Here is a 24,236-nt window from a genome sequence, read left to right on the forward strand (position 1 = left end):
ATTAGGAAGTCCTTTTAAGTTGTTTTTGATCCATTAACTTGATGACTTCGTCAATACTGGAATTTTGTAATGCGGCAGCAAACTGCGAACGGAAACTTTGCAACAGGCTAACCCCTTCAACACTAAGATCATAGATCTTCCACTGACCATTTTTAGCAACAAGACTATAAGACAATGGAATATTTTGACCTTCAGCACGAATAATAATACTGTTAACACGCAAAAATCGAGAGTTCAAAGAGCCTCTTAAAGGTAAAAATTGTATGCTTTCATTAGTGTATTGTGACAAAGGACTGGAATAAGTACGAATTACCAAGCGCGTAAACGCTTTAGAAAATTGCGCTCTTTGCGAATTCGTTGCCTTGGTCCAAGCTTGTCTTCCCAAAACAGAACGTGACATACCTGCGACATCAACAATAGGAAGCAAATTTGTTTCTACAGCGTGATAAATAATATTCGGATTGCTTTTCAAGTTGTCCTTATTTTCCTTTAGAGTAGCAATGATGTTGTTGGCAGTTTGCTCTAACATCGGAATAGGAGAATTTTGTGATGCATTCATTATCGGAGATAAAATCACACTGGCAACTAATAAAATTGTTTTTATTATTCTCATGTTCTGACCTTATTTTTTAATGTTAAATAGTAGTTGACCAATTAAATTTTCTAGAATAATTGCCTCTTGAGTCTTTCCAATCACGTCTCCATTTTGCAAATAAGGATGTTCTTTATCCCCTTCATCCTCAAAGCCTGGAACAATACTAATATAATTGGAACCAAGCAACCCTTCAGTCAAAATGCGTGCGGAAGCATCGTCATACGGTATTTTTTTATCACTTCGCAAACGCATAGTTACCTTTGCATTAAGCTCTCCTGGCTGTAACTCGATATGGGTTACTTCTCCAATCTTAACTCCTGCTACAGTAACAGGTGCCCGCACTTTTAAGCCACCAATATCGGTAAAATCAGCCGTTACATCATAACTGTCATGAGATCCAAAACTAGAAAAATTACTTACTTTCATTGTCATGACCAGCAAAGCCAATATACCAAGCAACATAAATAGGCCAACACTAAAATCTACGTAACGTTGCTTACTCATTTACCAATCTCCAATCATCATTGCGGTCAACAAAAAATCAAGTCCTAATACAGCAAGCGATGAATAAACTACTGTTTTAGTCGTCGCTTGACTAATACCTTCTGCAGTAGGCACACATTCAAAACCCTGGAATACAGAAATCCAGGTTACAACAAAAGCAAAAACCAAACTTTTAATGATACCACTGAGTACGTCGATTCGGAAATCCACAGCTGCTTGCATATTGGACCAGAAACTTCCTGCATCAACACCTAACCAGTGAACACCAATAAAATAACCACCAAAAATAGCAACAGCAGAAAAAATCAATGCCAAAAGAGGTAATGTAATAAAACCCGCTATAAAACGAGGATAAATAACTCTTCCTAAAGGATCAACTCCCATCATATCCATACTTGATAATTGTTCTGTTGCTTTCATCAAACCAATTTCGGCAGTTAAAGCTGAACCTGCACGTCCAGCAAACAACAAAGCACTAATTACTGGTCCAAGTTCTCTTGAGATACTTAAGGCTAATAACTGACCCAACTGGCTTGAAGCGCCAAATTTTTGCAACGTATTATAACCCTGAAGCCCCACAACCATTCCAATAAATAAAGCAGAAACAACAATAATCAAGCACGACAAAACACCAACAAAATGGATTTGATAACGCAACAAAGGCCAAAGTTTTGAAATACCCGGGCGTCTGAACAACATAAAAAACAGAAATAAGCCTGAGTTTCCCAAATTTTGTAAAACCCGTGAACTACGATTACCCATACGTGTGATGAACTCAAGCATCTAATAGCTCCTCTATATACGCTCTGGCAGGATAATGAAAAGGAACAACCCCATCCGCTTCTCCATGCATAAATTGTCTGATCTGAGGCTCAGATGATTGAATGAGTTCATTCGGAGTTCCTTGGCCTATGATTTTTCCACCAGAGATTAGATAAATATAATCTGCTATAGAACAAGTTTCTTCAACGTCGTGGGAGACAATAATTGTGGTTGTATGCAACAACTCATTCAACCTTTTGATCAAACGAACCAAAACACCTAAAGAAATAGGGTCTTGTCCGGTAAATGGTTCATCATACATCATAAGTTCAGGATCCAAAGCTATGGTGCGTGCTAAAGCAACTCGTCTGGCCATACCACCTGACAATTGAGCAGGCATCAAAGTAGCGGCCCCTCGCAACCCTACGGCTTCTAGCTTCATCAATACGATGTCACGCAACATGGACTCATTTAATTGAGTATGCTCCCGTAAAGGAAAAGCCACATTATCAAACACTGATAGATGGGTAAATAAAGCAGAACTCTGAAAAAGCAAGCCCATGTTTCGCCTAGCCTCATACAAAGCCTTGCGAGATAATTGATGTATGTCTTGACCATTGACTTGAATACAGCCACTGTCAGGTCTTAGCTGAGCACCAATTAACTGCAATAAAGTAGTTTTTCCAGAACCACTTGGCCCCATAATTGCGGTAATTTTGCCACGCTGAACCAGCATATCAATACCATTGAATATGCAACGGCTCTCGCGAGTGAAGATTAAATTTTTTATTTCAACCCAATTTTCAGGCATGCTCTGTTTTCCGGTTATAGCCAAAAGTAGAAGTATACCCAAGATACTCTCCAAAATGCTAGGTTTTTAGGGGGCTTGATTTTTTCGCTCAGGATACTTTTTAAGGATGAATAATAGCCAAGTTTTTTGCGAATATTTAAAAAGCATCCTGAGCAAAAAAAGCAACAAACTAAAATTAACATTTTGGAGTATCCTGATAATTTATACTGGACCGTAAAAAAATTGAGCGATTTAATCCTATTTATTCAAATGTTTTTTTGTTAGAATGGAAAATAAGTAAAAAACATCAAATAGCCTATGAATTTTTGTACACTTGGACTTGCTGTTATTGAAACTGAAGCACAAGCTGTCTTTGAATTAACCCAGCGAATTGATAGCCGGTTTGAAAAAGCCTGTGAACTATTGCTCTCCTGTAACGGGCGGATCGTAGTTACTGGTATGGGAAAATCCGGTCATATAGCGAATAAAATCGCGGCAACTCTATCAAGTACAGGAAGCCCTTCGTTTTTTATGCACCCGGGCGAAGCAAGTCACGGGGATCTGGGAATGATTACCCGCCAAGATATCGTAATTGCCATTTCTCACTCAGGTAATACATTAGAGTTAGTCACATTACTTCCTTTGCTAAAAAGACTGGAAGTTCCTTTGATTACCCTAACTGGAAATTCTGAGTCGACTTTAGCAAAAGCAGCCGATGTTAACTTGGATGTTAGTATCAAGCAAGAAGCCTGCCCTCTTGGCCTTGCCCCAACAACCAGTACTACCGTAGCCTTAGTTATGGGCGATGCACTAGCAATTGCACTTTTGCAAGCGCGAGGTTTTAATGAGGAAGACTTTGCTTTATCACATCCTGGAGGCTCTTTAGGCAAACGACTTTTGCTGCGTATTGACGAACTCTGTCACCAAGGAGCACAGCTACCGCTTATTCATGAAAATGCAACAGTCAGTGAAGCGCTAATTGAAGTAACTGATAAAAAATTGGGTATGACTTGCGTCATTAATAACAAAGGGCATCTTGTTGGGGTCTATACAGATGGTGACATTCGACGCACTCTAACACGCCAATATGATATTAATACGACGCCAATAAAAGAAGTCATGACTCGCGATGCCCGTACGATTCCCATGGGAATGCTTGCGGCTGAAGCTTTGACTATTATGCAAAAACACAGTATCACTTCATTAATCGTCGTTGAGGAAGATAAACGGCCTATAGCTGTTCTTCATCTTCATGATTTATTAAAAGCGGGTGTTTTCTAAATGAATAAATTAATTGAGCGAGCCAAGAACATTAAATGCCTCATCTGTGACTTAGATGGCGTTCTTACTGATGGTCTCTTATATATCGATAACCACTTTAATGAACTGAAAACATTCCATATTCATGACGGAGTGGGTTTAAAATTACTTATGACTGCAGGAATTGAGGTCGCCGTTATTACTGGTTCGCGTAATGCAGTAGTAGATCATAGAATGCAACAATTAGGTATTATTCATTACTATAAAGATCAATTAGATAAGCAAGAGACTTACAAGCAACTTAAAAGTAAACTAAATCTCCAGGATGAACACTTTGCTTATATTGGTGATGATGTGCCGGATGCTCCAATTATGCGGCAAGTTGGTCTTAGTGTTGCCGTTGCCAATGCTGTACATCAAATTAAAGAAATTGCCATGTGGCAGACAACACTGTCTGGAGGCCGTGGAGCGGTACGTGAGTTATGTGACCTTATTCTTAATGCACAGAATAAGATGGATTCAGCTATAGCAGGTTATCTAAAATAATGAATGCGACAAAACAATTCGTATGGCTGTTTTTTACTTTGATTATCCTGGCGTGTTCAGGATGGTATTACAGCCACTCTGCAATAAGAATTCGCTTGGATAGTGAAACCCTGGCTAATTCAGTAGACATTACTATTTCTAACGTTACAGTACGTCAGTATAATCAACAAGGGACACTTGCCAATGTGCTTACCTCTCCATTCATGCAGCATATTCAAAAAGGTAATGTCTATTTATTACAAAATCCACATATTATTGTAAGCCAAGAAGAACAGCCTCCCTGGGATATCAGCTCACTCAAGGCCAAATCATTTGAAGGTGGTAAACAAATCACGTTTACTGGCAATGTTGTTGTGCGTCAAAAAAAAGGAACGCAAGAAAGTACTTTAAAAACAGAAGAAGTAATCTACTTCCCTAAAGAAAAGAGGGCAAGTTCTGATTTGCTCGTAACATACGAACAACCAGGTAACGTTGTTCAGTCTACCGGAATGAATGCTTACCTCGATGAAAAAAGAGTAGAGTTATTGCACCAAGCAAGAGGAAGTTATGTTCCAGCGAATGGTTAACTACAGTTTGCTTCTTTTTTTCTTGTTCACTTCTTCTGCATTTGCCCTAGCAGAAGATAAAGAAAAAGTAATGCATGTAATGGCAGACTCAGCTGATTTAAGCCAACAAGAGCATAAAGGAATCTATATTGGCAATGTTGAATTGGTGCAAGGAACAACAAATCTACAAGCCTCTAAAGCGGTGACTATAGGAAATGAAAAAAATCAACTAGTTGTTGCCATAGCCAATGGAACTAAAGAAAAACAGGCGCACTATTGGACAATAACGGATCCTAAAAAACCTCCCGTACATGCTTATGCAGATATCATTCGATATTATCCATTACGCCATTTAATTGAGTTAATAGGGAATGCTCGAGTAGAACAAGGAAAAAACTCTTTTTCTGCTGCAAAAATAAGTTATGATACTGAGAAACAACATGTTCTGTCTCACGGTAATGACAGCCAAAGAATTGTTATTATTTATCACCCAGAAAAGAAACCATCATGAGTATACTGGAAGCGCGAAATCTAAAAAAATCATTTAAATCGCGAACCGTGGTTAACGGCATCAGTATCCATATAAAAAATGGCGAGTGCGTTGGTTTGTTAGGCCCTAATGGAGCGGGTAAAACAACGTGTTTTTATATGATAGTTGGTTTGCAATCCTGCGATGAAGGTCAAATTCTTCTATCTAACCAAGATATAACACTAAGTGCCATGCATCAAAGAGCGCGTCTGGGAATTAGCTACCTTCCCCAAGAGGCTTCTGTCTTTCGTAAACTGACTGTTGCAGAAAACATCATGGCTATTTTGGAGCTTAGACCTGATTTAAACGAGCAGGCTCGAGAAGAAAAGCTAGATCTTCTGCTTCAAGAGTTTCATATTACACATCTGCATAAAAGTCTTGGTATGTCCTTATCTGGAGGAGAAAGACGACGTGTTGAAATTGCGAGAGCCTTAGCTATTGAGCCTTCCTTCATTCTTCTTGATGAACCTTTTGCTGGAGTCGACCCTATTTCGGTTATTGATATCAAAAAAATCATTCAACATTTATGTAATAAAGGTATTGGCGTTTTAATCACGGATCATAATGTCAGAGAAACCCTGGATATTTGTGAGCGAGCTTATATCGTCAGCCAAGGAAAAATATTGTGTGAAGGAACCCCTGAGATTATACTGGCCAACCAACAAGTTAGGGCCGTTTATTTAGGCGAGGATTTCACCTTATAAATAAGTACCCTGAGTACAGCGCAGCGGAGCCCAGGAATGTATATTCGGTAAACCCAGGGTTACGTTTTGCACCCAAGCGACGTCACCAACCAATATTTTGATTTAACATGCTGCTCATTATTGATAATTATGATTCATTCACCTACAACCTAGTGCAATATTTCCAATGCCTCAATCAAGAAGTATTAGTTTATACCCATGATCAAATCAGTATAAGCCAGATAAAAAAACTAGGTCCTCAATACTTGGTCATCTCACCAGGCCCAAAAGCTCCAAATGATGCAGGTATTTCCATGGAAGCAATACATACTTTTTATTCTACTATTCCTATTTTAGGTATTTGTCTTGGACATCAAAGCATTGCTCAAGTTTTTGGCGGTCGAATAATACCCGCCTCAGAAATAATGCATGGAAGAACATCAACTATAGAACATAATCAACAAAGAATTTTTAAAAGCATCCCGAATCATTTCAAAGCAACTCGTTATCATTCTTTGATGGTTGAAAAACAAAGCCTTCCAGAGTGCTTCGCAATTGACGCATGGACAAATGATACAATTATGGCAATATCACATCGTCAATATCCTGTTTTTGGTCTACAATTCCACCCAGAGGCAATATTAAGCCAATATGGACTGCAATTATTAGAGAATTTCTTAAAATATGAAACCCAATGTTCTGTTTGAGCACTTAATCGCGAAAAAAAATTTAAAACCTGAACAAATGCAAGCCGTGATTCACGCGTGTATGTCAGGCCAATATAATGATATACAAATCGCGACTTTTTTAGCACTCATGCGCATGAAAGGTGAAACTACTGAAGAGTTAATTGCTGCAGCAGAAGTTATGCAGAAATTAGCCCATCCAATCGATTTAGGATCCAACTTAATTGATATCGTTGGGACAGGCGGAGATGGCAAAAATACATTTAACGTTTCTACAGCATGTAGTTTTGTGGTAGCAGCAGCAGGATTCCAAGTTGCAAAACACGGTAATCGCTCTGTTTCTAGTCGTAGTGGAAGTGCTGATTTATTAGAACAAGCAGGTTTTATATTAAGCCTTTCCGATCAGCATATACAGACCTGTATCGAACAATGTGGCCTGGCATTTTTATTTGCGCCTCACTACCACCCTGCCATGCAACATGCACGTGCAGCACGACAACAACTAGGCATTAGAACCTTGTTCAACTTACTTGGCCCTTTAATCAATCCTGCTCGAGTAAAAAAGCAAGTAGTTGGTGTATTTTCAAAAGATTGGCAAAAACCTTTAGCTTCTGTTCTTGCTCACTTGGGAAGTGAACGAGCTTTAGTAGTATGTTCTCAAGATGGATTAGATGAAATCAGTATTGCCGCACCTACAGATGTTATTGAGTATCGAGAAGGATCCTTCGATCATTGGATAATTAATCCAGAAGACTATGGGATCAAACATCACTCTTTAGAAGAAGTTATTGTTGATTCCCCCACTCAAAGTTTAGAAATGATTCAGGCGGTGTTCTCCGGAGAACAAGGAGCCGCTCGTGATATGGTCTTATTAAATTCTGCCGCAGCAATTTACTGCGCTCATGAAAGTATTTCGTTTATTCGTGCATTGGAGCAAGCTAAAATCGTTATAGACAGTGGAAAAGCCAGCCAATGTTTTACTCAACTTAGTCAACTAACTCAAACTTTAAATAAAGAATCGCATCATGAATAGTGTGTTACAGCGTATAGCCCAACGTAAACAGGAAGAGGTCGCTCTTGCCAAGAAAAATAAGCCATTAAGCGTATTGGCAGAACAGCCCCTCATGGAGCGACGTGATTTCATTGCTGCTCTGAACAGTGAACAAAATCCGGCAATTATTGCGGAAATTAAGCGTGCATCGCCAAGCAAAGGATTAATCAGAGAGGATTTTAATGTAGAAGAAATTGCAACAATCTATGCACAACATGGTGCACGTTGCCTTTCTGTGCTTACTGACATTGATTTTTTTCAAGGTCATCCTGATTATTTGGCTCTGGCAAAAACGCATTGCAACCTACCTGTATTACGAAAGGATTTTATTCTTGATCCATATCAAATTTATGAAAGCCTGGCATTAGGTGCAGACTGTATCTTACTTATTGTTGCATTACTTGATGATGTTCAGTTAACGGATTTCTATCAATTAGCGCACGAACTGGAATTGGCAGTACTTGTAGAAAGCCATAGTCACGAGGAACTGGAGCGCGCTTTACGCTTACCTACCCCCTTAATAGGTATTAATAATCGTAGTCTTCATACTTTTAAGACAGACATCCAACTCAGTATCCAATTAAAACAATATATTCCTCAAGATAAAATTACTATCACTGAAAGTGGTATTAACACACGTACAGATATAAATTTGATGCAATCTCATGGCATTAATACCTTTCTTATTGGAGAAAGTTTAATGAGGGCCAAAGATATAGGGAAAGCTCTGGAGCAGCTTATAAATAGAAATTAATCTTGGGATAAGTATCCCCCTGTACCCTGGGTGCTACGAAGCAAAACCCGGGAAATCTGGATGCTTAGGGTTATGGCTTATACCTTAATCCGAATTATAAAGCATCCACCATTTTTGTTAACGCCTGTTAAACAACTACTCCCAATTTGGCTCAGATGGTTGTGATGGTTCAGGCTCAGGATATCCAGGCTCATCCGGCTCATAAGGCTCTGGTTCAATTGGATATTCTTCAGGATCCTCAGGATACTCATAAGGCTCTGGTATTTCATTGTCGTTTTTCAAGATAACACCCTTATGTTTGTATGATTTATAAAAATTATAGCAAAAGGAAAAAAAATGAAAGTAGCTGTAATCACCGGTGCTGCAAATGGAATTGGCTTAGCATTAAGCCAAGTCAATTTACAACAAGGCAATACTGTAGTTATGGTAGATAAAGATGACATTAAACTCAAACAAGAAACCGAACGATTATTGTCCCTCTTCCCGGAGAAAATTTTGGCAATTGCCTGTGATGTAACCCAAGCTGATGACGTCGTACAATTGGCACAACAGGTTGAGAATAAGTTAGGACGGATTGATTGGATCTACAATAATGCAGGAATTATAGGCTCATTAGCGCCTATCTGGGATTTGCCTTCAGAACATATCCAACGCGTAATGGATGTGAACTTATATGGAATGATTCATATGATCCAGGCTTTTATTCCGTTTTTATTTCAACAAGCTTTTCATTCACATATTATCAATATAGCGAGCTTATATGCATTATGTACAGGTTCGCAAACCACTTCTTATTCCATGTCAAAACATGCTGTACTTGCATTGTCTGAATCATTATATTTTGATTTGGTGCGTATGAAAAAACCAGTAGATGTCTCAGTTGTTTTTCCTTCCTTTACAGACACATCCCTGTTGTCACATACAGCCAGTGCAAATTCTTCTTTTCATGAAGCATTAAAGTCACTTTTATCACATTCACGCCCCGCTATAGATATTGCAGAACATATTGTTCATGAAGTAGACCAGAAGAAATTTTATATTTTTCCGGATAAAGAAGTAAAAGGATATTGTGAAGAACGAACTAATGCCATGATTCTCCAGGAAAACCCACATGTAACCAATATTGAGAAATTAATGGGTGCACTAATTAAACGGCAGGAATCCAGGAATTAATCGCTCACTCCCAATACATCTCACAAACACAGTAATAAACCAACTTGATGGATAGATTCCCGCCCTCGCGGGAATGACACTACATACAAACAACTTGCATATTAATGAGTCAATAAATGGTAAGAAGTGACGATACATCAGGCTCAGGTTTGACGTGAGTTGTTCTGGGCTGACGTATCCTAATGAATATTGGAGATAACATATCTTGGTGAACGTTCAATGGTATCAACCTGGATATGCGAAATCTTGGGTATTCGGGCACAGAGTTCCCGGGTTGGGGCTTTGCCTTCACCCAGGCTACAATTTTGCAATTAAGCTTCCAGCATATCCAATAATTCGCGGCGAAACTTATGATAATCCACTTCTACAGCATGTCTTATATGGGATTTAAATCGATAATGAGGTTTATTCATTTCTTGAAGTGTTTTTTCATGCAATTTATCAGGTCGCTTCAAAGTTCCCATAATAATGCGTGCCGCGATTTTTGACTGATAATCAGCTAGAGGCCAAATACATCCTTGAGGCTGACACAAACCAATAAAATAGAGATTATCAAAGTCCGGATGCATCATTTTACGATACAGTGGAATCTTAGTTGAATTACTAAAGTCAGCAATTTCTTTATCGAGGAAAGGAAAACTTATTTTATAACCTGTGGCGAAAATCACTGTATCAAACTCTTCAGAATTACCATTTGTAAAATGAACTCGATTTCCTTCGAAATGAGTAATTCCTGGGCGAGGGAAAACTTCTCCATGACGAATAAAATAGAGCAACTCTGTATTAATTGTTGGATGGATTTCTAGAGGACCGCAATCTGGTTTCATTAATTTATATTTAGCATATCGCCCCTGCAAGATACGCGCAAAAAAACTTAAAGTCTTCTGTCTTAGCCAGGAAGGCATCCATCTCATTTTTGCTACAGCATCATCTGTTGGTTTGCCAAATACAAATTTAGGGAAAATGTGATAGCCTCTACGCATACTGATACACATTTTCGAAGAAACGCGTGCTACTTCTACAGCAATATCACAAGCAGAATTACCGCCACCAACGACCAAAACACGTTGATCTTTAAAAACAGAGGCTTTCTTATATTGATGTGAGTGAAGCAGCTGTCCAGAAAATTCACCTGGATATTCTGGCATTAACGGATCCCAATGATGGCCATTAGCGACCAATAGATAATCAAAAAACTCTTCATGAGTACCTTGATCATTTTCAAAAATGACTTTCCATTGACCCAGATCCGTATGTTCTACTTTCAAAACATTCGTGTTAAAACGAATGTATTTAGTTAAATCAAAATGGTTTGCGTAGCTTTTAAAATAATCTAAAACCAAAGTATGTGATGGATAATCAGGATAATGCGCCGGCATAGGAAAATCTTCGAATTCCGACCAACGCTTTGAACTAATGATATGAGTCGTTTCATAAACACTGGAATGATCATTCCTCTCGTCATATACCCAGTTACCGCCGATTTGATTGTTTTTTTCAAATACAGTGATATCGGTTACACCCTCTTCTTGCAAATTTTTAATTGCAGCAAGACCGCTCGGACCTGCTCCAATGATGCAGACACGAGGACAACTCTCTTTACCCTTTTGCTTGATTTGCATTACTCAACACCTTTTTTACTTCTTCCATTATCATTGCTTGTACAACGGGATCTTTATCAATAGTAAAATGATTCACTTCGATGCCTTTTAACGTAGTCACGTTAATGTTGTCAATACGTGTTTGCTCTGGATTCACTGCTCTAAGCTTTAAACCACTAAACATAGGTACATATCCAGGCTTGAAAAAATTCATCGCATGTTTCACATTAGGAGGCACAATAGTTTGAGATACAGCATCCACAGTGATCAACAAATCCACAGGAATACCCATTTTATCCAGATTACGAGCAACCTTAATTTGTTCATTAGCCCCTAAAGAATGTCCCACTAAAATAATAGGCCTATGCATTTGATGTTTTTGATAGTAAGTGGCTATTGAGCGAGTAACATTACCTGCGTTGTACCACATATCACTGGGTGCTGGGACATTGCACTCTTCAGTAACAGTATCGCTTAGTGTTCTCATCCCGGTGCTAAAAAGCCCAAGTCCACCCAGCATGGTATGTACCTCACCATGATAAGGTTGGGATTTACTCACTTTCACCGTCTTTGTAGTTGTTTTCGCTTTTTTCTGAGTTTGTGTTTTAAGAATCACGGATTGAGCGCTCTTCGGTATTGGTCTCTTCTCAGAGGCCCTACCTCCTGATAAGTCGACACAACCAACCATACTCATGGTTACAAGCAAAAACAAAAATGAGCTGAAAAATCTTAATTTTCTATTTTGGAATGAGTTCATTTTATTTTTATTCTTAATTTTTAAAGCAAGGATCATAGCTTATTCTTAGAAGGTTTGCCAAGATAGGTTGAAATGAAGTTAAATTCTTTCATTACTATATGGAAGTAATTAATTTTGGTACTCTGCAAGCCATGCATGTTTAAAATTTTATCTTGTTTCTCATTATTATGGAGCACGCACAAATTGATCGTGGAAAAAAGAAATACAATTCTTACTGTCAGCCAACTTAATCGACAAGTTAAAAGCTATCTTGAAAATGAATTAGGTACAGTTCATGTTGAAGGAGAACTCTCTAATTTGAGTAAACCAGTCTCCGGACATTTTTACTTTACATTAAAAGATAATAATGCCCAAATTCGTTGTGTTTACTTTAAAAACCGCCATGCCACTGGTCTTGCAAACAAATTGTTTGACGGTCAACATATAGTCGCTAGTGGAAGGTTAAGCCTGTATGAAGCACGGGGCGATTATCAATTAATCGTGGAGCAAATTACCGAAGCCGGCTTGGGAGCCCTCTATCAACGTTTTGAAGAATTAAAAAACAAACTTTCTTCCGAAGGTTTATTTGATTCAATTAAAAAAAGACCCATTCCATCAATGCCTCGCGCCATTGGAGTTATCACTTCAACTACCGGAGCTGCGATTCGCGATATATTATCCACTCTGGCCCGACGATTTCCGTTAGCTGATGTCTTCATCTATCCAAGTGAAGTTCAAGGCGCCGGTGCTGCACTTCAGTTGATTAATGCATTAAAACATGCCAATACAGAAAAACGATGTGATGTGCTTCTGCTTGCACGAGGTGGTGGAAGCATTGAAGACTTATGGGCGTTTAATGATGAACAATTGGCACGAACTATTGCAAACAGCTCAATTCCTATTGTATCCGGCGTGGGCCATGAAACAGATTTTACAATTGCCGACTTTGTAGCTGATTATAGAGCGGAAACACCTACAGCCGCTGCAACAGCAGTGACGCCAGACTGTAATGAGTTGTTTAAATTATTAAATCATTCGATCTCTCGCTTGTCTGAAGCAATGCACCGATTTTTGCAAAAATATCAGGTTAAATTACAGCACTTAATCGACAAAATATCGTCACCACAAAAAGCGATTGCCAGTTATTGGCAAACGACCGATTATTTGGAGCGACAATTGATTGCTGGCATATACTCGATCATCAAACAGAAAACACATCAGCTCCATCTGTGCACCAATCATTTGAATGCCCAAAATCCCAAAACACAAATCAAACAAACAGAAATGCTTTTACAAAAAATCGCAGCACAATTAATCCAGCTAATGCAAAATAAGATCAACCAACTCCAATATCAATTAAGAACACAATTATCTACCTTGCATGCCGTTAGCCCCTTGGCTACACTGGATAGAGGATATGCTATTGCAACGAAAAAAAATAAAGTAGTGTTTTCCAGCCAACAAGTAAATATTGGCGATACAATCGATATACGCTTGGCACAAGGTAATTTAACTTGCGAAATAACCCAAATACATGAGTAAAAAGTGCTTGAAGAATTAAATAATAGTCTGAGTTGGATTATAAGCCAAACAAAAAATAATATTCCAATTCTGGAAATTATTTTATTGATTCCCTGGCTTTTCTTCTTTGTCAGTCAGGTCTATAAAAAAATCTTAATCCTGGGCATTATTCCAAGGCATCTTCGTGGCTTACCTGGCATTATATTTGCTCCGCTTTTGCACTCAAATTTCAACCATATATTTTTTAACTCGATTCCCTTGGTAGTTTTAAGTAATTTCATATTAATTAATGGGCTTAACTACTTTCTTGTCGTTACCGTTATGATTACTCTTTTAAGCGGAATTGCGATTTGGTGTTTCGCTAAACCTGGTTTGCATGTAGGTGCTAGCGGACTTATCACTGGTTACTGGGGTTTTTTAGTTAGTAATATCTATCAAAACGGCACATTAACTACCATAATTCTGGGTGTCATTAGTCTCTATTACTTTGCCGGTATTTTCTTTGGTATTTTTCCCAGAGATAAAGGGGTATCCTGGGAAGCACATTTATTTGGCCTTTTAGCTGGCTTAGCTACAAGTTATCTATTTGTACTTTATCCTAATTTGTTACAAGCAATTCAAGTGCAACCTAATGGTTTATAAAATATCGGGGTTGTTTACATTTTGCTCGCTTGTACCTCAATGCCCGATTTTCGAATTTCGAATTGCAGAAAATCAGGACTGCTTGGGCAAGATAGTAGAAATTTAAACAGACCCTATGCTATTCTAAAAAGAAAAATAATTCGAGAAATCAAGATGCGGTCACTTAAAACTCTTTTCTGTATTGGTATATTAAGTTTTCTTATTTCACCAGCATACGCCCAATCTCAGTATATTTCCGGTTGTTGTAGTCAAATGGGCGGCGTGAGCTATTGTGATTCATCAGCAGGTCGTCTTGTTTGTAAAAATGGTTTTTACTCTACTTGTTATTGCACACCACATGCCGTAATGGATCTACAATTATTTCGTGGTTGCTGCTTATGGAAAGGCGGCGTTGTTTCTACCTACAGCGTAACTGGATTCGTTGTATGTAATGATGGATCAATTTCAGAAGAGTGCTCTTTACGTCCAGGAGAGAAAATTGCAGCTTGGTAGGTTTCCGATATATACTTCGCAGCTTATTTTCATGCTGCGTAGTATCGCTCGCCAGGAACGCATATGCTTGACCGAATACAATCCACCCTCACCCTACTAAAACGGCAAAAACCCTTAATACTTTGCCTAACTAATTACGTCACTATGGATTTTATGGCGAATAGCCTTTTGGCTTTGGGTGCTGCGCCACTTATGTCTGAATCTCAAGATGAAATTGAAGAGTTGGTCTCTATAAGTCAGGCAGTATATCTTAATATAGGCACTTTGAATGATGGATTTATGGACAGAGCTCGATTTGCAGCAAACATAGCAAACTCGATAGGAAAACCACTAATTCTTGATCCAGTTGGCGCAGGAGCAAGTAAACTTCGAACATCTGCAGCCATGGAGTTATTTTCTTATGCTCAAGTCATCAGAGGCAATGCCAGTGAAATCATTTCATTAGCGGGTGCTCACGGAAGTACTAAAGGAGTTGAAAGCTCAGATCCTGTAACTAAAGCAATCAACAGCGCGCATAGGCTGGCAAAATCACAAAAAACAGTTGTAATTAGTGGTCCTGAGGATTTTATTACTAATGGAGTAGACGAGAATATACTGCCATTTGGCTCTAAGCTCATGCCACTGATCACTGGAATGGGCTGTACAATGACTGCTGTTCTTAGTGCCTTTGTTGCGTGCCACTCCAATCATTTTCAAGCTGCAGTTGAAGCAACTGCCTATTTTGGCTTATGCGGGCAATTGGCTCACGAGCGAGTCAAAGGGCCTGCCACATTCAAAGAAACATTTATTAATAATCTATTTGATCCTGACTGGATTTCAATGTCAAAAGCGATTACGAGAATTTAGTTATGCGATATAAAGCCTTATCTATAGCAGGATTTGATGGCTCAGGTGGAGCAGGAATTCAAGCTGACTTAAAAACATTTTCTGCTTTAGGTTGCTATGGAATGACTGTACTTACGGCACTACCTGTACAGAATACATGTGGTGTAAGACACTGTTACACTATTCCATTGCAAGCTATAGAAGATCAACTAAATGCTATATTTGATGACATTAAACCAGACAGTATAAAAATAGGTATGCTCTTCAGTAATGAAATCATTGAATTAGTTTCCTCATTTCTTAAAAGAAAAGCCATAGATATTCCTGTTGTCATTGACCCTGTAACAGTTGCTAAAAGTGGAGACCCATTATTATTGCCCGAGGCTGTTGATTCATTGATAACACAACTTATGCCCCTTGCTACTGTGATTACCCCTAATCTGCCAGAAGCATCTACTTTTACAGGAACAACTGCATCATCTGAAAAAGAAATGCTGTATGTTGGACAAAAGCTGCTTGAACTTGGCCCTAAATACGTTTTACTCAAAGGCGGACATCTTTTGCACTCAGAAGAATCAAATGATTTGTTAATAGGATCAAACGGAGATACTCATTGGTTTGCAAGCCCAAGAATTAATTCTAAAAATACCCACGGAACTGGATGTACCCTTTCTGCAGCAATAACAGCCTGCCTAGCTCAAAAAATTGACTTGGTTTCGGCATGCAGTATTGCAAAAAAATATTTATTTAATGCCATACAGGCAGCAAAAGAAAATTGCGTTGGTCAAGGAAATGGACCAGTCCATCATTTTTACCATCTATGGCCAGTACAATTATTAGATATTTAAAACATATCCGTTCTATCTGAGCTGATGCTTATTCACTACTCATGCTTTTTGGGCTACTGACTCTTGATGTTGTTCAATTAGCTCCCCAAAACACAAGGCACTGAAAAGAATTAATAAGTAACCTATTGTTGAATAACAAAATATAGTATCGGAGAAAGATAACACACAAAAAGAAACCAATAACCCCAAAAGAAATGGTTTCATTTCTTTAAGCTTGAAGGCAGTAACAAATAACGTGCCTATAAAAAAAAGAAAAAGAACAATCCCTATTAAACCCAGTTCTGCAAGCGTTAACCAATATTGACCATGAGGTTCATTAAGTTTCTTCCCCCAGGCAGGTATAGGTTGCTCTTGAGCAAAGCTGTATTGAAAACCTCCTGTGCCTACTCCTATCAGGGGATGTTTTTCAAATAAAGATTGAGCATATTGATGAAACTGAATTCTAAACCCCAAAGAAGTATCTGCTTGATTGCGTTGCAAGAGCTTAATATCATCCATCATTATACGAACTCCATTTTGCATCACAGGACTCAGGGTATAGGCTAAACTCATTGCTCCTATAAATACTACAATTCCGATCAAAGCTTTTTTAAGAGGCAGTTTTAGCACAATCAATAAAGACATTAAAACACCGTAGATAATGTAGCCTGTTCTCCCAGGATTAAGAAAAAATGTCTGATATGTTCCCAAAACAACCATAATTAAATAGATAATTCGTAACCCTTTATTTATATTCGGGCGTAATAGTAAAATTGCTGCAAAATAAACACCCAAGGCTACCATAAACCCAGTAATAATGTGATTGTAAAATACATCAGCAGGATCTATGGAATGAAACATTAATAACTGTTCGTCCTTCAGCACTGAAAGAACGCAAGTCAATAGCATGGTTAGTATATAGCTATTTAAAACCCAGATTCTTGTTTTGGGTTTAATAAAGCCTACAGCAAGCACTGGCAGAAAAATTAACTTGGAATATTTATCGATAACATTGTATTGCAATGAGAACGGTGCTTCCGACCAAAAGCAACCGATAATGACAAAAAGAAATAAGCCAATGGCAGCTCGAGCCCATAATGTATTAAAAGAATAATACAAGTATTGTCTGTAATAAGGAGCAAGCACCAGAGCCACTAAGCTAATCACCACTAAAATTGACTTAACACTAACACTTATAGGGATAAAAAACGCTAGCAAAACAAGCAGCATTGGTATTAGTAAATTATTTATTCCTTCTAACAAGCTCAGTCTCAAATTAATTCCTCTGTGCTTTTGGGCAATTGATCGATATTGCTGTCTTGATACAATTGTTTAACACCGCGATAAAAAGTACCTTGTGCATTAAACACTGCAAATAAAAAACCTATTCTGCCATCCAAAAAACCACGTTGCAAGATATAACATCTGAAAAACATCCATGAAGTACTTGCCATTGTTTTAATAAAACTGGATCTTCTCTTATTCAAGATGTATGTCTTTGCACTGTAAGATGAATATTTATTCATCTTATATAAAACATGACTCACATCTTTAAATGAGTGATGCATAATAACATTTTTGATTTTCCCAATTCGTGTGCCCTCTGGAAGTACTATTTTTTCATGCACAATGTCATTACTGAAATAGGCGTTTGCACGTTTAAAAAGACGAACGTGACGTTTAGGGCTAGAAGAATATTTTAAGGGTTGATTATAGAAATACATTTGAATTGCGATTCTGAAAGCATCGGCTGCATTCGACGACATGGCCAAAATGATTTCTTGCTGCAATTCCTCACTGACCGACTCATCAGCATCAAGATTTAATACCCAATCGCCTGTAGCTTTTGATAATGCTCTTTGTTTTTGGGCACCATAACCCGGCCAGTCTGTAGAGAAAACGTGTTCAGTGTATTCTTTGGCAATCGCTACTGTGTTATCGGTACTTCCCGAATCCAGTACGACTACTTCATCGGCAAATCGTACGGATTCGAGACATCTTCTAATATTTCTCTCTTCATTTTTAGTTATTATTATTACAGTCAATGACATTTAAAAAACACCCTCTCTATGATCATGACTGTCAAAATGCAGCTTACCGTCTTTTACTTTTAAGGTGACATGTCCACCATGCATCAATTTACCGAATAAAAGCTCATCAGCCAGTGGTTTTTTTACATTTTCTTGAATCAATCGAGCCATCGGACGAGCCCCCATCACTTTGTCATAACCATGCTCAATAAGCCACTCACGAGCCATTTTATCGACGTTGAAAGTAACGCCCTTATGACTTAATTGCTCATCCAACTCCATAATGAACTTATCAACAACCAAACCAATTGTCACAGCATCCAATGGAGCAAAATTAATAATTGCATCGAGTCTGTTTCTAAACTCAGGACTAAATTGCTTTTTAATAACCTCAAGCCCATCATTGCTGTTATCTTGTTGTGAAAAGCCAATGGAATTTCGTACCATCTCCCCTGCCCCTGCATTAGAGGTCATTACCAGAATAATATGTCTAAAATCAGCTTGACGGCCATTCGTATCGGTTAAGGTACCATGATCCATAATTTGCAACAGTAAATTAAATACATCTGGATGTGCTTTTTCTATTTCATCAAGTAACAACACTGCATGAGGATTTTTAGTCACTGCTTCAGTCAACAAACCACCTTGATCATAACCAACATATCCTGGAGGTGCACCAATTAAACGTGAAACGGTATGCTTTTCCATGTATTCAGACATATCAAAGCGTAATAATTCTATGCCTAAAACATTGGCCAATTGTCTGGTTACTTCTGTTTTTCCAACCCCCGTTGGTCCAGCAAATAGGAAACATCCTACTGGCTTTTGGGGATCTCTAAGTCCTGAACGACCTAATTTAATGGCAGAAGCTAACGCAGTGATCGCTTGATCTTGCCCATAGACTAAGAGTTTCAAATCACGTTCTAAATTACGTAACGTATCTTTATCACGAGCAGATACTTTCTTGATAGGTATGCGTGCAATTTTTGCAACAACACTCTCGATTTCGGTGACACTAATGATTTTCTTGCGTTTACTCGCCGTTAATAAATTCTGATAGGCGCCTGCCTCGTCAACCACATCGATTGCTTTATCAGGTAAAAATCGGTCATTGATGTATTTTGCAGATAATTCAGCAGCTGCTTTTAGTGCAGGAATAGTGAATTTCACACCATGATGCTCTTCTAATCGTCCTTTTAACCCTTTCAATATTTCAAAAGTTTCATCTACTGTAGGTTCAGGTATATCAATTTTTTGGAAACGTCTTGCTAAAGCTCTATCTTTTTCAAAAATACCTCGGTATTCCTGATACGTTGTAGAACCAATACATTTTAGCTCACCGTTTGCCAACAAGGGTTTAATTAGATTAGATGCATCCATAACACCACCTGATGCAGCTCCAGCACCAATAATTGTATGAATTTCATCAATGAACAATACGGCACCATCTTGTTGACCTAATTGTTTTAACACCGCCTTTAACCGTTTTTCAAAATCACCACGATATTTGGTTCCAGCAAGCAAAGCACCTAAGTCAAGGGAATAGACAACACAATCACGGATCGCGTCGGGTATTTCACCATCTACAATGCGTCGAGCTAAGCCTTCAGCGATTGCAGTTTTACCTACCCCGGCTTCGCCGACAAGCAATGGATTATTTTTTCGACGTCGGCATAATACCTGAATAGTACGCTGTATTTCTTCATGACGTCCAATCAACGGATCAATCTTTCCTTGTTTCGCACGTCGGTTGAGGTTCGTACAATAACTTTCCAGAGGTGATTCATTACCCTCTGATGAGCTCATATCATCTTCCATAGAGTTCATGTTTTCGTGCATATCATTGTTTTGATACTTGGAAACTCCATGAGAGATATAATTAATTACATCAAGCCGTGTAATGTTTTCACGACGTAAAAAATAAACTGCTTGACTTTCTTGTTCGCTAAAAATTGCTGCTAAAACGTTAGCACCAGTTACTTCAGTTTTTCCTGCAGATTGAACATGAAATACAGCACGTTGCAACACACGTTGAAAACCAAGTGTAGGTTGAGTTTCTCTATCCAATTCATCTTCAGGAATTCTGGGAGTCGTTTCATCAATGAATTCAATTAAATCGCGGCGTAATGCTTCAATATTTGCATCACAAGCTTGCAATACACTTCCTGCCGCTGGGTTATCAAGCAATGACAACAACAAATGCTCAACTGTCATAAATTCATGACGCTTCTCTTTTGCTTCCTTGAAGGCTAAATTCAAGGTGAATTCAAGTTCTTTATTTAACATTGTCGTTGCTCCTCTTCAGCCCACAGCAAATTACTCGGGTTCCATGCTGGATAGCAATGGGTGCTGATTCATTCTGGCGTATTCATTTACCAGTGCTACTTTTGTTTCTGCTATATCTCGTGTAAATACCCCACACACGCCTTTTCCTTGGATATGAACCTGTAACATCACCTGAATGGCAATTTCTTCATTTAGGTGAAAAAAATGCTTCAGTACCTCAACTACAAAATCCATAGGTGTATAATCATCATTGAGCAACACTACTTTGTACTTTCTAGGCAGTCTGTTTTCCGTGCTTAACTCCGGTTCAGCGACTTTATGCCTTACAATTTCCTCTAGATTTTGCCCGCTCATAACATACAACCTCTATACTATTTTTATAGACTCCCTACGCACTTTTGGCCAGTAAAATCATCTATTTTTAATGAAAAAATTAGTCTTTGAAATAATCAAAAACATATTGATTAGATAACATTCATTTAAGGTCTAAATTGTAATGGTATGGAAGTAGCCTCTGATGAAAATACAAAATTGGAAATAATCCTAACTTCTATTGCATTTTACTGAGGCTACATTTCATCCATACGATTTACATATGTTTAATTATTTCATCTCCAAAGCCAGAGCTGCTCACCAAAGTTGCTCCGCTCATACCACGTTCAAAATCATAGGTCACTGTTTTAGCTGCGATAGCAGCTTGCATGCCTTTGATAATTAAATCAGCTGCTTCATTCCATCCCATATGACGTAACATCATTTCAGCAGATAGAATAATAGACCCAGGGTTTACTTTATTCTTTCCTGCATATTTTGGTGCTGTTCCATGTGTTGCTTCAAATACAGCAACATCATCACTTATATTGGCACCTGGAGCGATACCAATACCGCCTACTTGGGCAGCTAAAGCATCAGAAATATAATCACCGTTTAAGTTAAGTGTAGCAATTACGCTATAATCTTCCGGTCTTAAAAGAATTTGTTGCAAGAACGCATCAGCAATTACATCATTGATGATGATTTGCTTGCCAGTTTTTGGATTCTTGAATTCCATCCAAGGACCACCTTCATATTCTTTGGCACCAAAAACATCACGTGCAACTTGATAGCCCCAATCTTTAAATGCACCTTCAGTAAACTTCATAATATTGCCTTTATGAACCAAAGTTACTGTATGGCGGTCATTATCAATTGCATATTGGATTGCGGCTCTTACCAAACGCATCGTTCCTTCTTTAGAAACTGGTTTGATGCCTATGCCACAATTCTCGGGAAAACGGATTTTTTTAACACCCATATCCTTTATTAAGAATTCAATCACTTTCTTAGCTTCTGGAGAATCAGCCTTCCATTCAATACCAGCATAGATATCCTCAGAGTTTTCCCTAAAAATAACCATATCGGTTTTCTCAGGTTCTTTAAGTGGACTTGGGACGCCGGTAAAATATCGAATTGGGCGCAAACAAGTATAAAGATCCATTTCTTGACGAATAGCGACGTTGAGTGAGCGAATTCCGCCTCCAACTGGAGTTGTCAGGGGGCCTTTAATCGAAACAACATATTTTTTCATCGCATCTAAAGTTTCTTTAGGTAACCATTGATCAGCACCATAAACTTTAGTTGCTTTTTCGCCGGCATATACTTCCATCCAGGCAATTTTTCTCTTATCGCCATATGCTTTTGCAACAGCAGCATCAACAACTCGAATCATTGGCGGGGTTACATCAACACCAATTCCATCTCCTTCAATAAAAGGAATAATGGGATTATTAGGTACACGAAGTGACAGATCAGCAGCAACTGTAATAGCCTCACCATGTGAAGGCACTTTGATTTTATCGTATGTCATTGACAACTCCGTAAAATTAGAGAAAAGGCAATGATAGCATGTGATAGATTGGAATCCCAAGTACCATTTTTATTTAATTGTCTATGCTTGAATGTTTACTATGCATGTTGCAACATTTTGATCTGCTCAACAAGTTGATCATATCCTGCTTCAACATTGATATAGTCATTTTTTGCAAGATATATTGACAATGATCCATCATCTGTTGCAGAAGGTTTTTGCAAAATTCCATTGTAGCCTTTGCTTTTTAAACGAAGAAAATCATTAATTTTGGTGACTAAATAAAAATTACGGAAATAATTTTCCGGAATCATGTGTATCGCCTGTGCATCTTTTTCCAGAGTGTTTCCTGGTAAATAATCTTTAAGTGAATAAGTTGAATTATTATGAACAGCAACTATTTTCCCCTTTGGCAGTAACTGTTTTATTTTATTTGCCAACTTATTTACTTCCTGATGTGCCTGCGGATTATATTGACCAAACTGCAAAAGCGTTTTTTTGATCCCATTATCTGTAAAAATTCGATTTGGATCAAACTCATAACGTTGGTTATTTAAATGAAAGACAATATTGCGACCACCGGAATGTACTAAAGCAATAAGACCTCCACCATCCTTCTGGATTACAGCCTGAGCTGCTTTTAAAGCGGTTTGTTCATTATGGTGTAAGTGAACAAAGGTCTTACCTCTACCCACAATGTGCTTAATTTCAACTTTTTCATCACCAACCATTACAATATGATTCATCGCATACGTAAATTGACAAAAAAAGAGAGAAACCAAGATTGTGTATTTCATAAACAATTTTCACCATAAAGTATAATTTTTGCGTTATTGTATAAGAATTAACCTACAAAAACAATGAATTGAATTTTAGAATTGCCCATAATGTGGAAAACTCCTACTATAAGCAGACTAGAAACTCGTTTTATATCATGCTTAATGCCAGAAATTATATTATTGAATAAACCTTATGGTGTCGTCAGCCAATTCTCTGGTGATGCTCCGGAACACACATTAACTGCTTTTATTAATAAACCGGGGTTTTACGCAGCAGGACGGTTAGATAAAAACAGTGAAGGCCTGTTATTATTAACGAATCATGGAGCCCTACAACATCAGCTAACCCATCCCAAATTCAATAAACGGAAGTATTATTGGGTTCAAGTTGAAGGCATACCTAATGAACTAGATTTAGTTCCTCTTAAAAAAGGTTTAGTTCTTAAGGATATTAGCTTTTTACCTGCCGAAGTCAGACTGATTGATGAACCTCAATTATGGCCACGTATTCCTCCTATTCGCTTCCGGAAAAATATTCCTACCAGTTGGCTGGAAATTATTTTAAAAGAAGGAAAAAATCATCAAGTTCGTAAAATGACTGCGGCAATTGGGTTTCCTACGTTAAGATTAGTTCGCCATCAAATTGGTGACTGGAAATTAGAGAATTTACAACCTGGTGAGTACCGAATAATACATCATCAATTCAAATAACCCGACCGGCATGGGAATTCAACCAGGGTTCTCCATGCTATAGTACAGTGACAAGATGCAGG

The 24,236-nt window shown here is 38.2% G+C and carries 28 protein-coding genes; 15 read left to right on the forward strand and 13 right to left on the reverse strand.

From position 1 onward, the window contains the following. Window position 1: 1 nt before the first annotated feature. The 4 genes from DGG96_RS15030 to DGG96_RS15045 are packed head-to-tail and all read right to left on the reverse strand — an operon-like array spanning window position 2 to window position 2,672. Window positions 2–613 carry an MlaC/ttg2D family ABC transporter substrate-binding protein gene (locus DGG96_RS15030; protein WP_110143467.1) on the reverse strand — a complete coding sequence of 204 codons (612 nt, stop codon included), beginning with the start codon at window positions 611–613 and terminating at the stop codon, window positions 2–4. A gap of 9 nt (window positions 614–622) precedes the next feature. Beyond that, on the reverse strand, window positions 623–1,099 hold the full coding sequence (gene mlaD / locus DGG96_RS15035; protein ID WP_110143468.1) for an outer membrane lipid asymmetry maintenance protein MlaD: 477 nt from the start codon (window positions 1,097–1,099) through the stop codon (window positions 623–625). Continuing rightward, window positions 1,100–1,882 carry a lipid asymmetry maintenance ABC transporter permease subunit MlaE gene (mlaE, locus tag DGG96_RS15040; RefSeq protein WP_110143469.1) on the reverse strand — a complete coding sequence of 261 codons (783 nt, stop codon included), beginning with the start codon at window positions 1,880–1,882 and terminating at the stop codon, window positions 1,100–1,102. After that, window positions 1,875–2,672: an ATP-binding cassette domain-containing protein gene (locus DGG96_RS15045; RefSeq protein ID WP_110143470.1), complete on the reverse strand. Its 798-nt coding sequence runs from the start codon at window positions 2,670–2,672 to the stop codon at window positions 1,875–1,877. The genes mlaE and DGG96_RS15045 overlap by 8 nt, the downstream gene beginning before the upstream one ends. 297 nt (window positions 2,673–2,969) lie before the next feature. Between DGG96_RS15045 and DGG96_RS15050 the strand changes: the two genes are divergently transcribed. The 8 genes from DGG96_RS15050 to trpC all read left to right on the forward strand — a co-directional run bounded on the left by DGG96_RS15050 (window position 2,970) and on the right by trpC (window position 8,705). Continuing rightward, window positions 2,970–3,932, forward strand: a complete 963-nt coding sequence (locus tag DGG96_RS15050; protein ID WP_110143471.1) for a KpsF/GutQ family sugar-phosphate isomerase — start codon at window positions 2,970–2,972, stop codon at window positions 3,930–3,932. Next, on the forward strand, window positions 3,933–4,457 hold the full coding sequence (gene kdsC, locus DGG96_RS15055) for a 3-deoxy-manno-octulosonate-8-phosphatase KdsC (protein ID WP_110143472.1): 525 nt from the start codon (window positions 3,933–3,935) through the stop codon (window positions 4,455–4,457). Next, window positions 4,457–5,023 carry an LPS export ABC transporter periplasmic protein LptC gene (gene lptC / locus DGG96_RS15060; RefSeq protein ID WP_110143473.1) on the forward strand — a complete coding sequence of 189 codons (567 nt, stop codon included), beginning with the start codon at window positions 4,457–4,459 and terminating at the stop codon, window positions 5,021–5,023. Before kdsC ends, lptC begins: the two co-directional genes overlap by 1 nt. After that, complete coding sequence (gene lptA, locus DGG96_RS15065; RefSeq protein WP_110143474.1) at window positions 5,004–5,513, forward strand: lipopolysaccharide transport periplasmic protein LptA; 510 nt, start codon at window positions 5,004–5,006, stop codon at window positions 5,511–5,513. The genes lptC and lptA overlap by 20 nt, the downstream gene beginning before the upstream one ends. Beyond that, on the forward strand, window positions 5,510–6,235 hold the full coding sequence (gene lptB / locus DGG96_RS15070; RefSeq protein ID WP_110143475.1) for an LPS export ABC transporter ATP-binding protein: 726 nt from the start codon (window positions 5,510–5,512) through the stop codon (window positions 6,233–6,235). The genes lptA and lptB overlap by 4 nt, the downstream gene beginning before the upstream one ends. A 107-nt stretch (window positions 6,236–6,342) precedes the next feature. Next, window positions 6,343–6,921, forward strand: a complete 579-nt coding sequence (locus DGG96_RS15075; RefSeq protein ID WP_110143476.1) for an anthranilate synthase component II — start codon at window positions 6,343–6,345, stop codon at window positions 6,919–6,921. Beyond that, window positions 6,899–7,933, forward strand: coding sequence for an anthranilate phosphoribosyltransferase (gene trpD / locus DGG96_RS15080; RefSeq protein WP_110143477.1), 1,035 nt, complete (start codon window positions 6,899–6,901; stop codon window positions 7,931–7,933). Before DGG96_RS15075 ends, trpD begins: the two co-directional genes overlap by 23 nt. After that, window positions 7,926–8,705: an indole-3-glycerol phosphate synthase TrpC gene (gene trpC / locus DGG96_RS15085; RefSeq protein WP_110143478.1), complete on the forward strand. Its 780-nt coding sequence runs from the start codon at window positions 7,926–7,928 to the stop codon at window positions 8,703–8,705. Before trpD ends, trpC begins: the two co-directional genes overlap by 8 nt. A gap of 135 nt (window positions 8,706–8,840) precedes the next feature. Here the strand turns inward: trpC and DGG96_RS20905 are convergent, their stop codons facing one another. Further along, window positions 8,841–8,987 carry a hypothetical protein gene (locus tag DGG96_RS20905; RefSeq protein WP_165831628.1) on the reverse strand — a complete coding sequence of 49 codons (147 nt, stop codon included), beginning with the start codon at window positions 8,985–8,987 and terminating at the stop codon, window positions 8,841–8,843. Window positions 8,988–9,041: 54 nt separating this feature from the next. Here DGG96_RS20905 and DGG96_RS15090 point away from each other — a divergent pair, with 54 nt between their 5' ends. After that, a complete protein-coding gene (locus DGG96_RS15090; protein WP_110143479.1) occupies window positions 9,042–9,878 on the forward strand; it encodes an SDR family NAD(P)-dependent oxidoreductase in 837 nt (278 codons plus the stop codon). Window positions 9,879–10,189: 311 nt separating this feature from the next. Here the strand turns inward: DGG96_RS15090 and DGG96_RS15095 are convergent, their stop codons facing one another. Further along, window positions 10,190–11,500 (reverse strand): flavin-containing monooxygenase, encoded by a 1,311-nt coding sequence (locus tag DGG96_RS15095; RefSeq protein ID WP_110143480.1) that lies wholly within the window; start codon window positions 11,498–11,500, stop codon window positions 10,190–10,192. Then, on the reverse strand, window positions 11,478–12,236 hold the full coding sequence (locus tag DGG96_RS15100; protein ID WP_110143504.1) for a thioesterase domain-containing protein: 759 nt from the start codon (window positions 12,234–12,236) through the stop codon (window positions 11,478–11,480). The genes DGG96_RS15095 and DGG96_RS15100 overlap by 23 nt, the downstream gene beginning before the upstream one ends. A 135-nt stretch (window positions 12,237–12,371) precedes the next feature. Here DGG96_RS15100 and xseA point away from each other — a divergent pair, with 135 nt between their 5' ends. The 5 genes from xseA (at window position 12,372) to thiD (ending at window position 16,543) form a co-directional block, all read left to right on the forward strand. Next, window positions 12,372–13,757 carry an exodeoxyribonuclease VII large subunit gene (xseA, locus tag DGG96_RS15105; protein ID WP_199739198.1) on the forward strand — a complete coding sequence of 462 codons (1,386 nt, stop codon included), beginning with the start codon at window positions 12,372–12,374 and terminating at the stop codon, window positions 13,755–13,757. Between the two features lie 3 nt (window positions 13,758–13,760). Further along, complete coding sequence (locus DGG96_RS15110; RefSeq protein ID WP_110143481.1) at window positions 13,761–14,378, forward strand: rhomboid family intramembrane serine protease; 618 nt, start codon at window positions 13,761–13,763, stop codon at window positions 14,376–14,378. A gap of 153 nt (window positions 14,379–14,531) precedes the next feature. Then, a complete protein-coding gene (locus DGG96_RS15115; RefSeq protein ID WP_110143506.1) occupies window positions 14,532–14,870 on the forward strand; it encodes a neurogenic locus notch in 339 nt (112 codons plus the stop codon). Between the two features lie 63 nt (window positions 14,871–14,933). After that, window positions 14,934–15,716 carry a hydroxyethylthiazole kinase gene (gene thiM / locus DGG96_RS15120; RefSeq protein WP_110143482.1) on the forward strand — a complete coding sequence of 261 codons (783 nt, stop codon included), beginning with the start codon at window positions 14,934–14,936 and terminating at the stop codon, window positions 15,714–15,716. A gap of 2 nt (window positions 15,717–15,718) precedes the next feature. After that, on the forward strand, window positions 15,719–16,543 hold the full coding sequence (thiD, locus tag DGG96_RS15125; protein ID WP_110143483.1) for a bifunctional hydroxymethylpyrimidine kinase/phosphomethylpyrimidine kinase: 825 nt from the start codon (window positions 15,719–15,721) through the stop codon (window positions 16,541–16,543). Window positions 16,544–16,582: 39 nt separating this feature from the next. Here the strand turns inward: thiD and DGG96_RS15130 are convergent, their stop codons facing one another. The 6 genes from DGG96_RS15130 to DGG96_RS15155 all read right to left on the reverse strand — a co-directional run bounded on the left by DGG96_RS15130 (window position 16,583) and on the right by DGG96_RS15155 (window position 23,481). Further along, complete coding sequence (locus DGG96_RS15130) at window positions 16,583–17,797, reverse strand: O-antigen ligase family protein (protein WP_233590549.1); 1,215 nt, start codon at window positions 17,795–17,797, stop codon at window positions 16,583–16,585. Then, entirely contained in the window at window positions 17,794–18,573 is a 780-nt protein-coding gene (locus tag DGG96_RS15135; RefSeq protein ID WP_110143484.1) for a glycosyltransferase family 2 protein, read from the reverse strand. Before DGG96_RS15135 ends, DGG96_RS15130 begins: the two co-directional genes overlap by 4 nt. Next, window positions 18,574–20,838 carry an ATP-dependent Clp protease ATP-binding subunit ClpA gene (gene clpA, locus DGG96_RS15140; RefSeq protein WP_110143485.1) on the reverse strand — a complete coding sequence of 755 codons (2,265 nt, stop codon included), beginning with the start codon at window positions 20,836–20,838 and terminating at the stop codon, window positions 18,574–18,576. It abuts the gene before it with no gap. 30 nt (window positions 20,839–20,868) lie between these two features. Beyond that, the gene (gene clpS, locus DGG96_RS15145; RefSeq protein ID WP_110143486.1) at window positions 20,869–21,192 is read right to left on the reverse strand and encodes an ATP-dependent Clp protease adapter ClpS; all 324 of its coding nucleotides are present in this window, start codon (window positions 21,190–21,192) and stop codon (window positions 20,869–20,871) included. Between the two features lie 235 nt (window positions 21,193–21,427). Next, complete coding sequence (gene icd, locus DGG96_RS15150; RefSeq protein ID WP_110143487.1) at window positions 21,428–22,684, reverse strand: NADP-dependent isocitrate dehydrogenase; 1,257 nt, start codon at window positions 22,682–22,684, stop codon at window positions 21,428–21,430. A gap of 98 nt (window positions 22,685–22,782) precedes the next feature. Further along, on the reverse strand, window positions 22,783–23,481 hold the full coding sequence (locus tag DGG96_RS15155) for a protein tyrosine phosphatase (RefSeq protein WP_199739199.1): 699 nt from the start codon (window positions 23,479–23,481) through the stop codon (window positions 22,783–22,785). Window positions 23,482–23,625: 144 nt separating this feature from the next. Between DGG96_RS15155 and DGG96_RS15160 the strand changes: the two genes are divergently transcribed. Further along, on the forward strand, window positions 23,626–24,174 hold the full coding sequence (locus tag DGG96_RS15160) for a pseudouridine synthase (protein WP_110143509.1): 549 nt from the start codon (window positions 23,626–23,628) through the stop codon (window positions 24,172–24,174). The last annotated feature ends 62 nt before the right edge of the window (window positions 24,175–24,236 follow it).

It is taken from the genome of Legionella qingyii (genome assembly GCF_003184185.1).

What these genes read in the sequence shown, in the direction of transcription:
- trpC (WP_110143478.1), top strand. Translation starts at nt 7,926, where the DNA reads ATGAATAGTGTGTTACAGCGTATAGCCCAACGTAAACAGGAAGAGGTC.
- clpA (WP_110143485.1), bottom strand. Translation starts at nt 20,838, where the DNA reads ATGTTAAATAAAGAACTTGAATTCACCTTGAATTTAGCCTTCAAGGAA.
- DGG96_RS15050 (WP_110143471.1), top strand. Translation starts at nt 2,970, where the DNA reads ATGAATTTTTGTACACTTGGACTTGCTGTTATTGAAACTGAAGCACAA.
- lptC (WP_110143473.1), top strand. Translation starts at nt 4,457, where the DNA reads ATGAATGCGACAAAACAATTCGTATGGCTGTTTTTTACTTTGATTATC.
- DGG96_RS15075 (WP_110143476.1), top strand. Translation starts at nt 6,343, where the DNA reads ATGCTGCTCATTATTGATAATTATGATTCATTCACCTACAACCTAGTG.
- icd (WP_110143487.1), bottom strand. Translation starts at nt 22,684, where the DNA reads ATGACATACGATAAAATCAAAGTGCCTTCACATGGTGAGGCTATTACA.
- kdsC (WP_110143472.1), top strand. Translation starts at nt 3,933, where the DNA reads ATGAATAAATTAATTGAGCGAGCCAAGAACATTAAATGCCTCATCTGT.
- clpS (WP_110143486.1), bottom strand. Translation starts at nt 21,192, where the DNA reads ATGAGCGGGCAAAATCTAGAGGAAATTGTAAGGCATAAAGTCGCTGAA.
- DGG96_RS15160 (WP_110143509.1), top strand. Translation starts at nt 23,626, where the DNA reads ATGCCAGAAATTATATTATTGAATAAACCTTATGGTGTCGTCAGCCAA.
- DGG96_RS15090 (WP_110143479.1), top strand. Translation starts at nt 9,042, where the DNA reads ATGAAAGTAGCTGTAATCACCGGTGCTGCAAATGGAATTGGCTTAGCA.
- DGG96_RS15045 (WP_110143470.1), bottom strand. Translation starts at nt 2,672, where the DNA reads ATGCCTGAAAATTGGGTTGAAATAAAAAATTTAATCTTCACTCGCGAG.
- thiM (WP_110143482.1), top strand. Translation starts at nt 14,934, where the DNA reads ATGCTTGACCGAATACAATCCACCCTCACCCTACTAAAACGGCAAAAA.
- DGG96_RS15155 (WP_199739199.1), bottom strand. Translation starts at nt 23,481, where the DNA reads ATGAAATACACAATCTTGGTTTCTCTCTTTTTTTGTCAATTTACGTAT.
- lptB (WP_110143475.1), top strand. Translation starts at nt 5,510, where the DNA reads ATGAGTATACTGGAAGCGCGAAATCTAAAAAAATCATTTAAATCGCGA.
- DGG96_RS15135 (WP_110143484.1), bottom strand. Translation starts at nt 18,573, where the DNA reads ATGTCATTGACTGTAATAATAATAACTAAAAATGAAGAGAGAAATATT.
- trpD (WP_110143477.1), top strand. Translation starts at nt 6,899, where the DNA reads ATGAAACCCAATGTTCTGTTTGAGCACTTAATCGCGAAAAAAAATTTA.
- DGG96_RS15095 (WP_110143480.1), bottom strand. Translation starts at nt 11,500, where the DNA reads ATGCAAATCAAGCAAAAGGGTAAAGAGAGTTGTCCTCGTGTCTGCATC.
- lptA (WP_110143474.1), top strand. Translation starts at nt 5,004, where the DNA reads ATGTTCCAGCGAATGGTTAACTACAGTTTGCTTCTTTTTTTCTTGTTC.
- mlaD (WP_110143468.1), bottom strand. Translation starts at nt 1,099, where the DNA reads ATGAGTAAGCAACGTTACGTAGATTTTAGTGTTGGCCTATTTATGTTG.
- mlaE (WP_110143469.1), bottom strand. Translation starts at nt 1,882, where the DNA reads ATGCTTGAGTTCATCACACGTATGGGTAATCGTAGTTCACGGGTTTTA.
- DGG96_RS15100 (WP_110143504.1), bottom strand. Translation starts at nt 12,236, where the DNA reads ATGAACTCATTCCAAAATAGAAAATTAAGATTTTTCAGCTCATTTTTG.
- DGG96_RS15115 (WP_110143506.1), top strand. Translation starts at nt 14,532, where the DNA reads ATGCGGTCACTTAAAACTCTTTTCTGTATTGGTATATTAAGTTTTCTT.
- thiD (WP_110143483.1), top strand. Translation starts at nt 15,719, where the DNA reads ATGCGATATAAAGCCTTATCTATAGCAGGATTTGATGGCTCAGGTGGA.
- DGG96_RS15030 (WP_110143467.1), bottom strand. Translation starts at nt 613, where the DNA reads ATGAGAATAATAAAAACAATTTTATTAGTTGCCAGTGTGATTTTATCT.
- xseA (WP_199739198.1), top strand. Translation starts at nt 12,372, where the DNA reads ATGTTTAAAATTTTATCTTGTTTCTCATTATTATGGAGCACGCACAAA.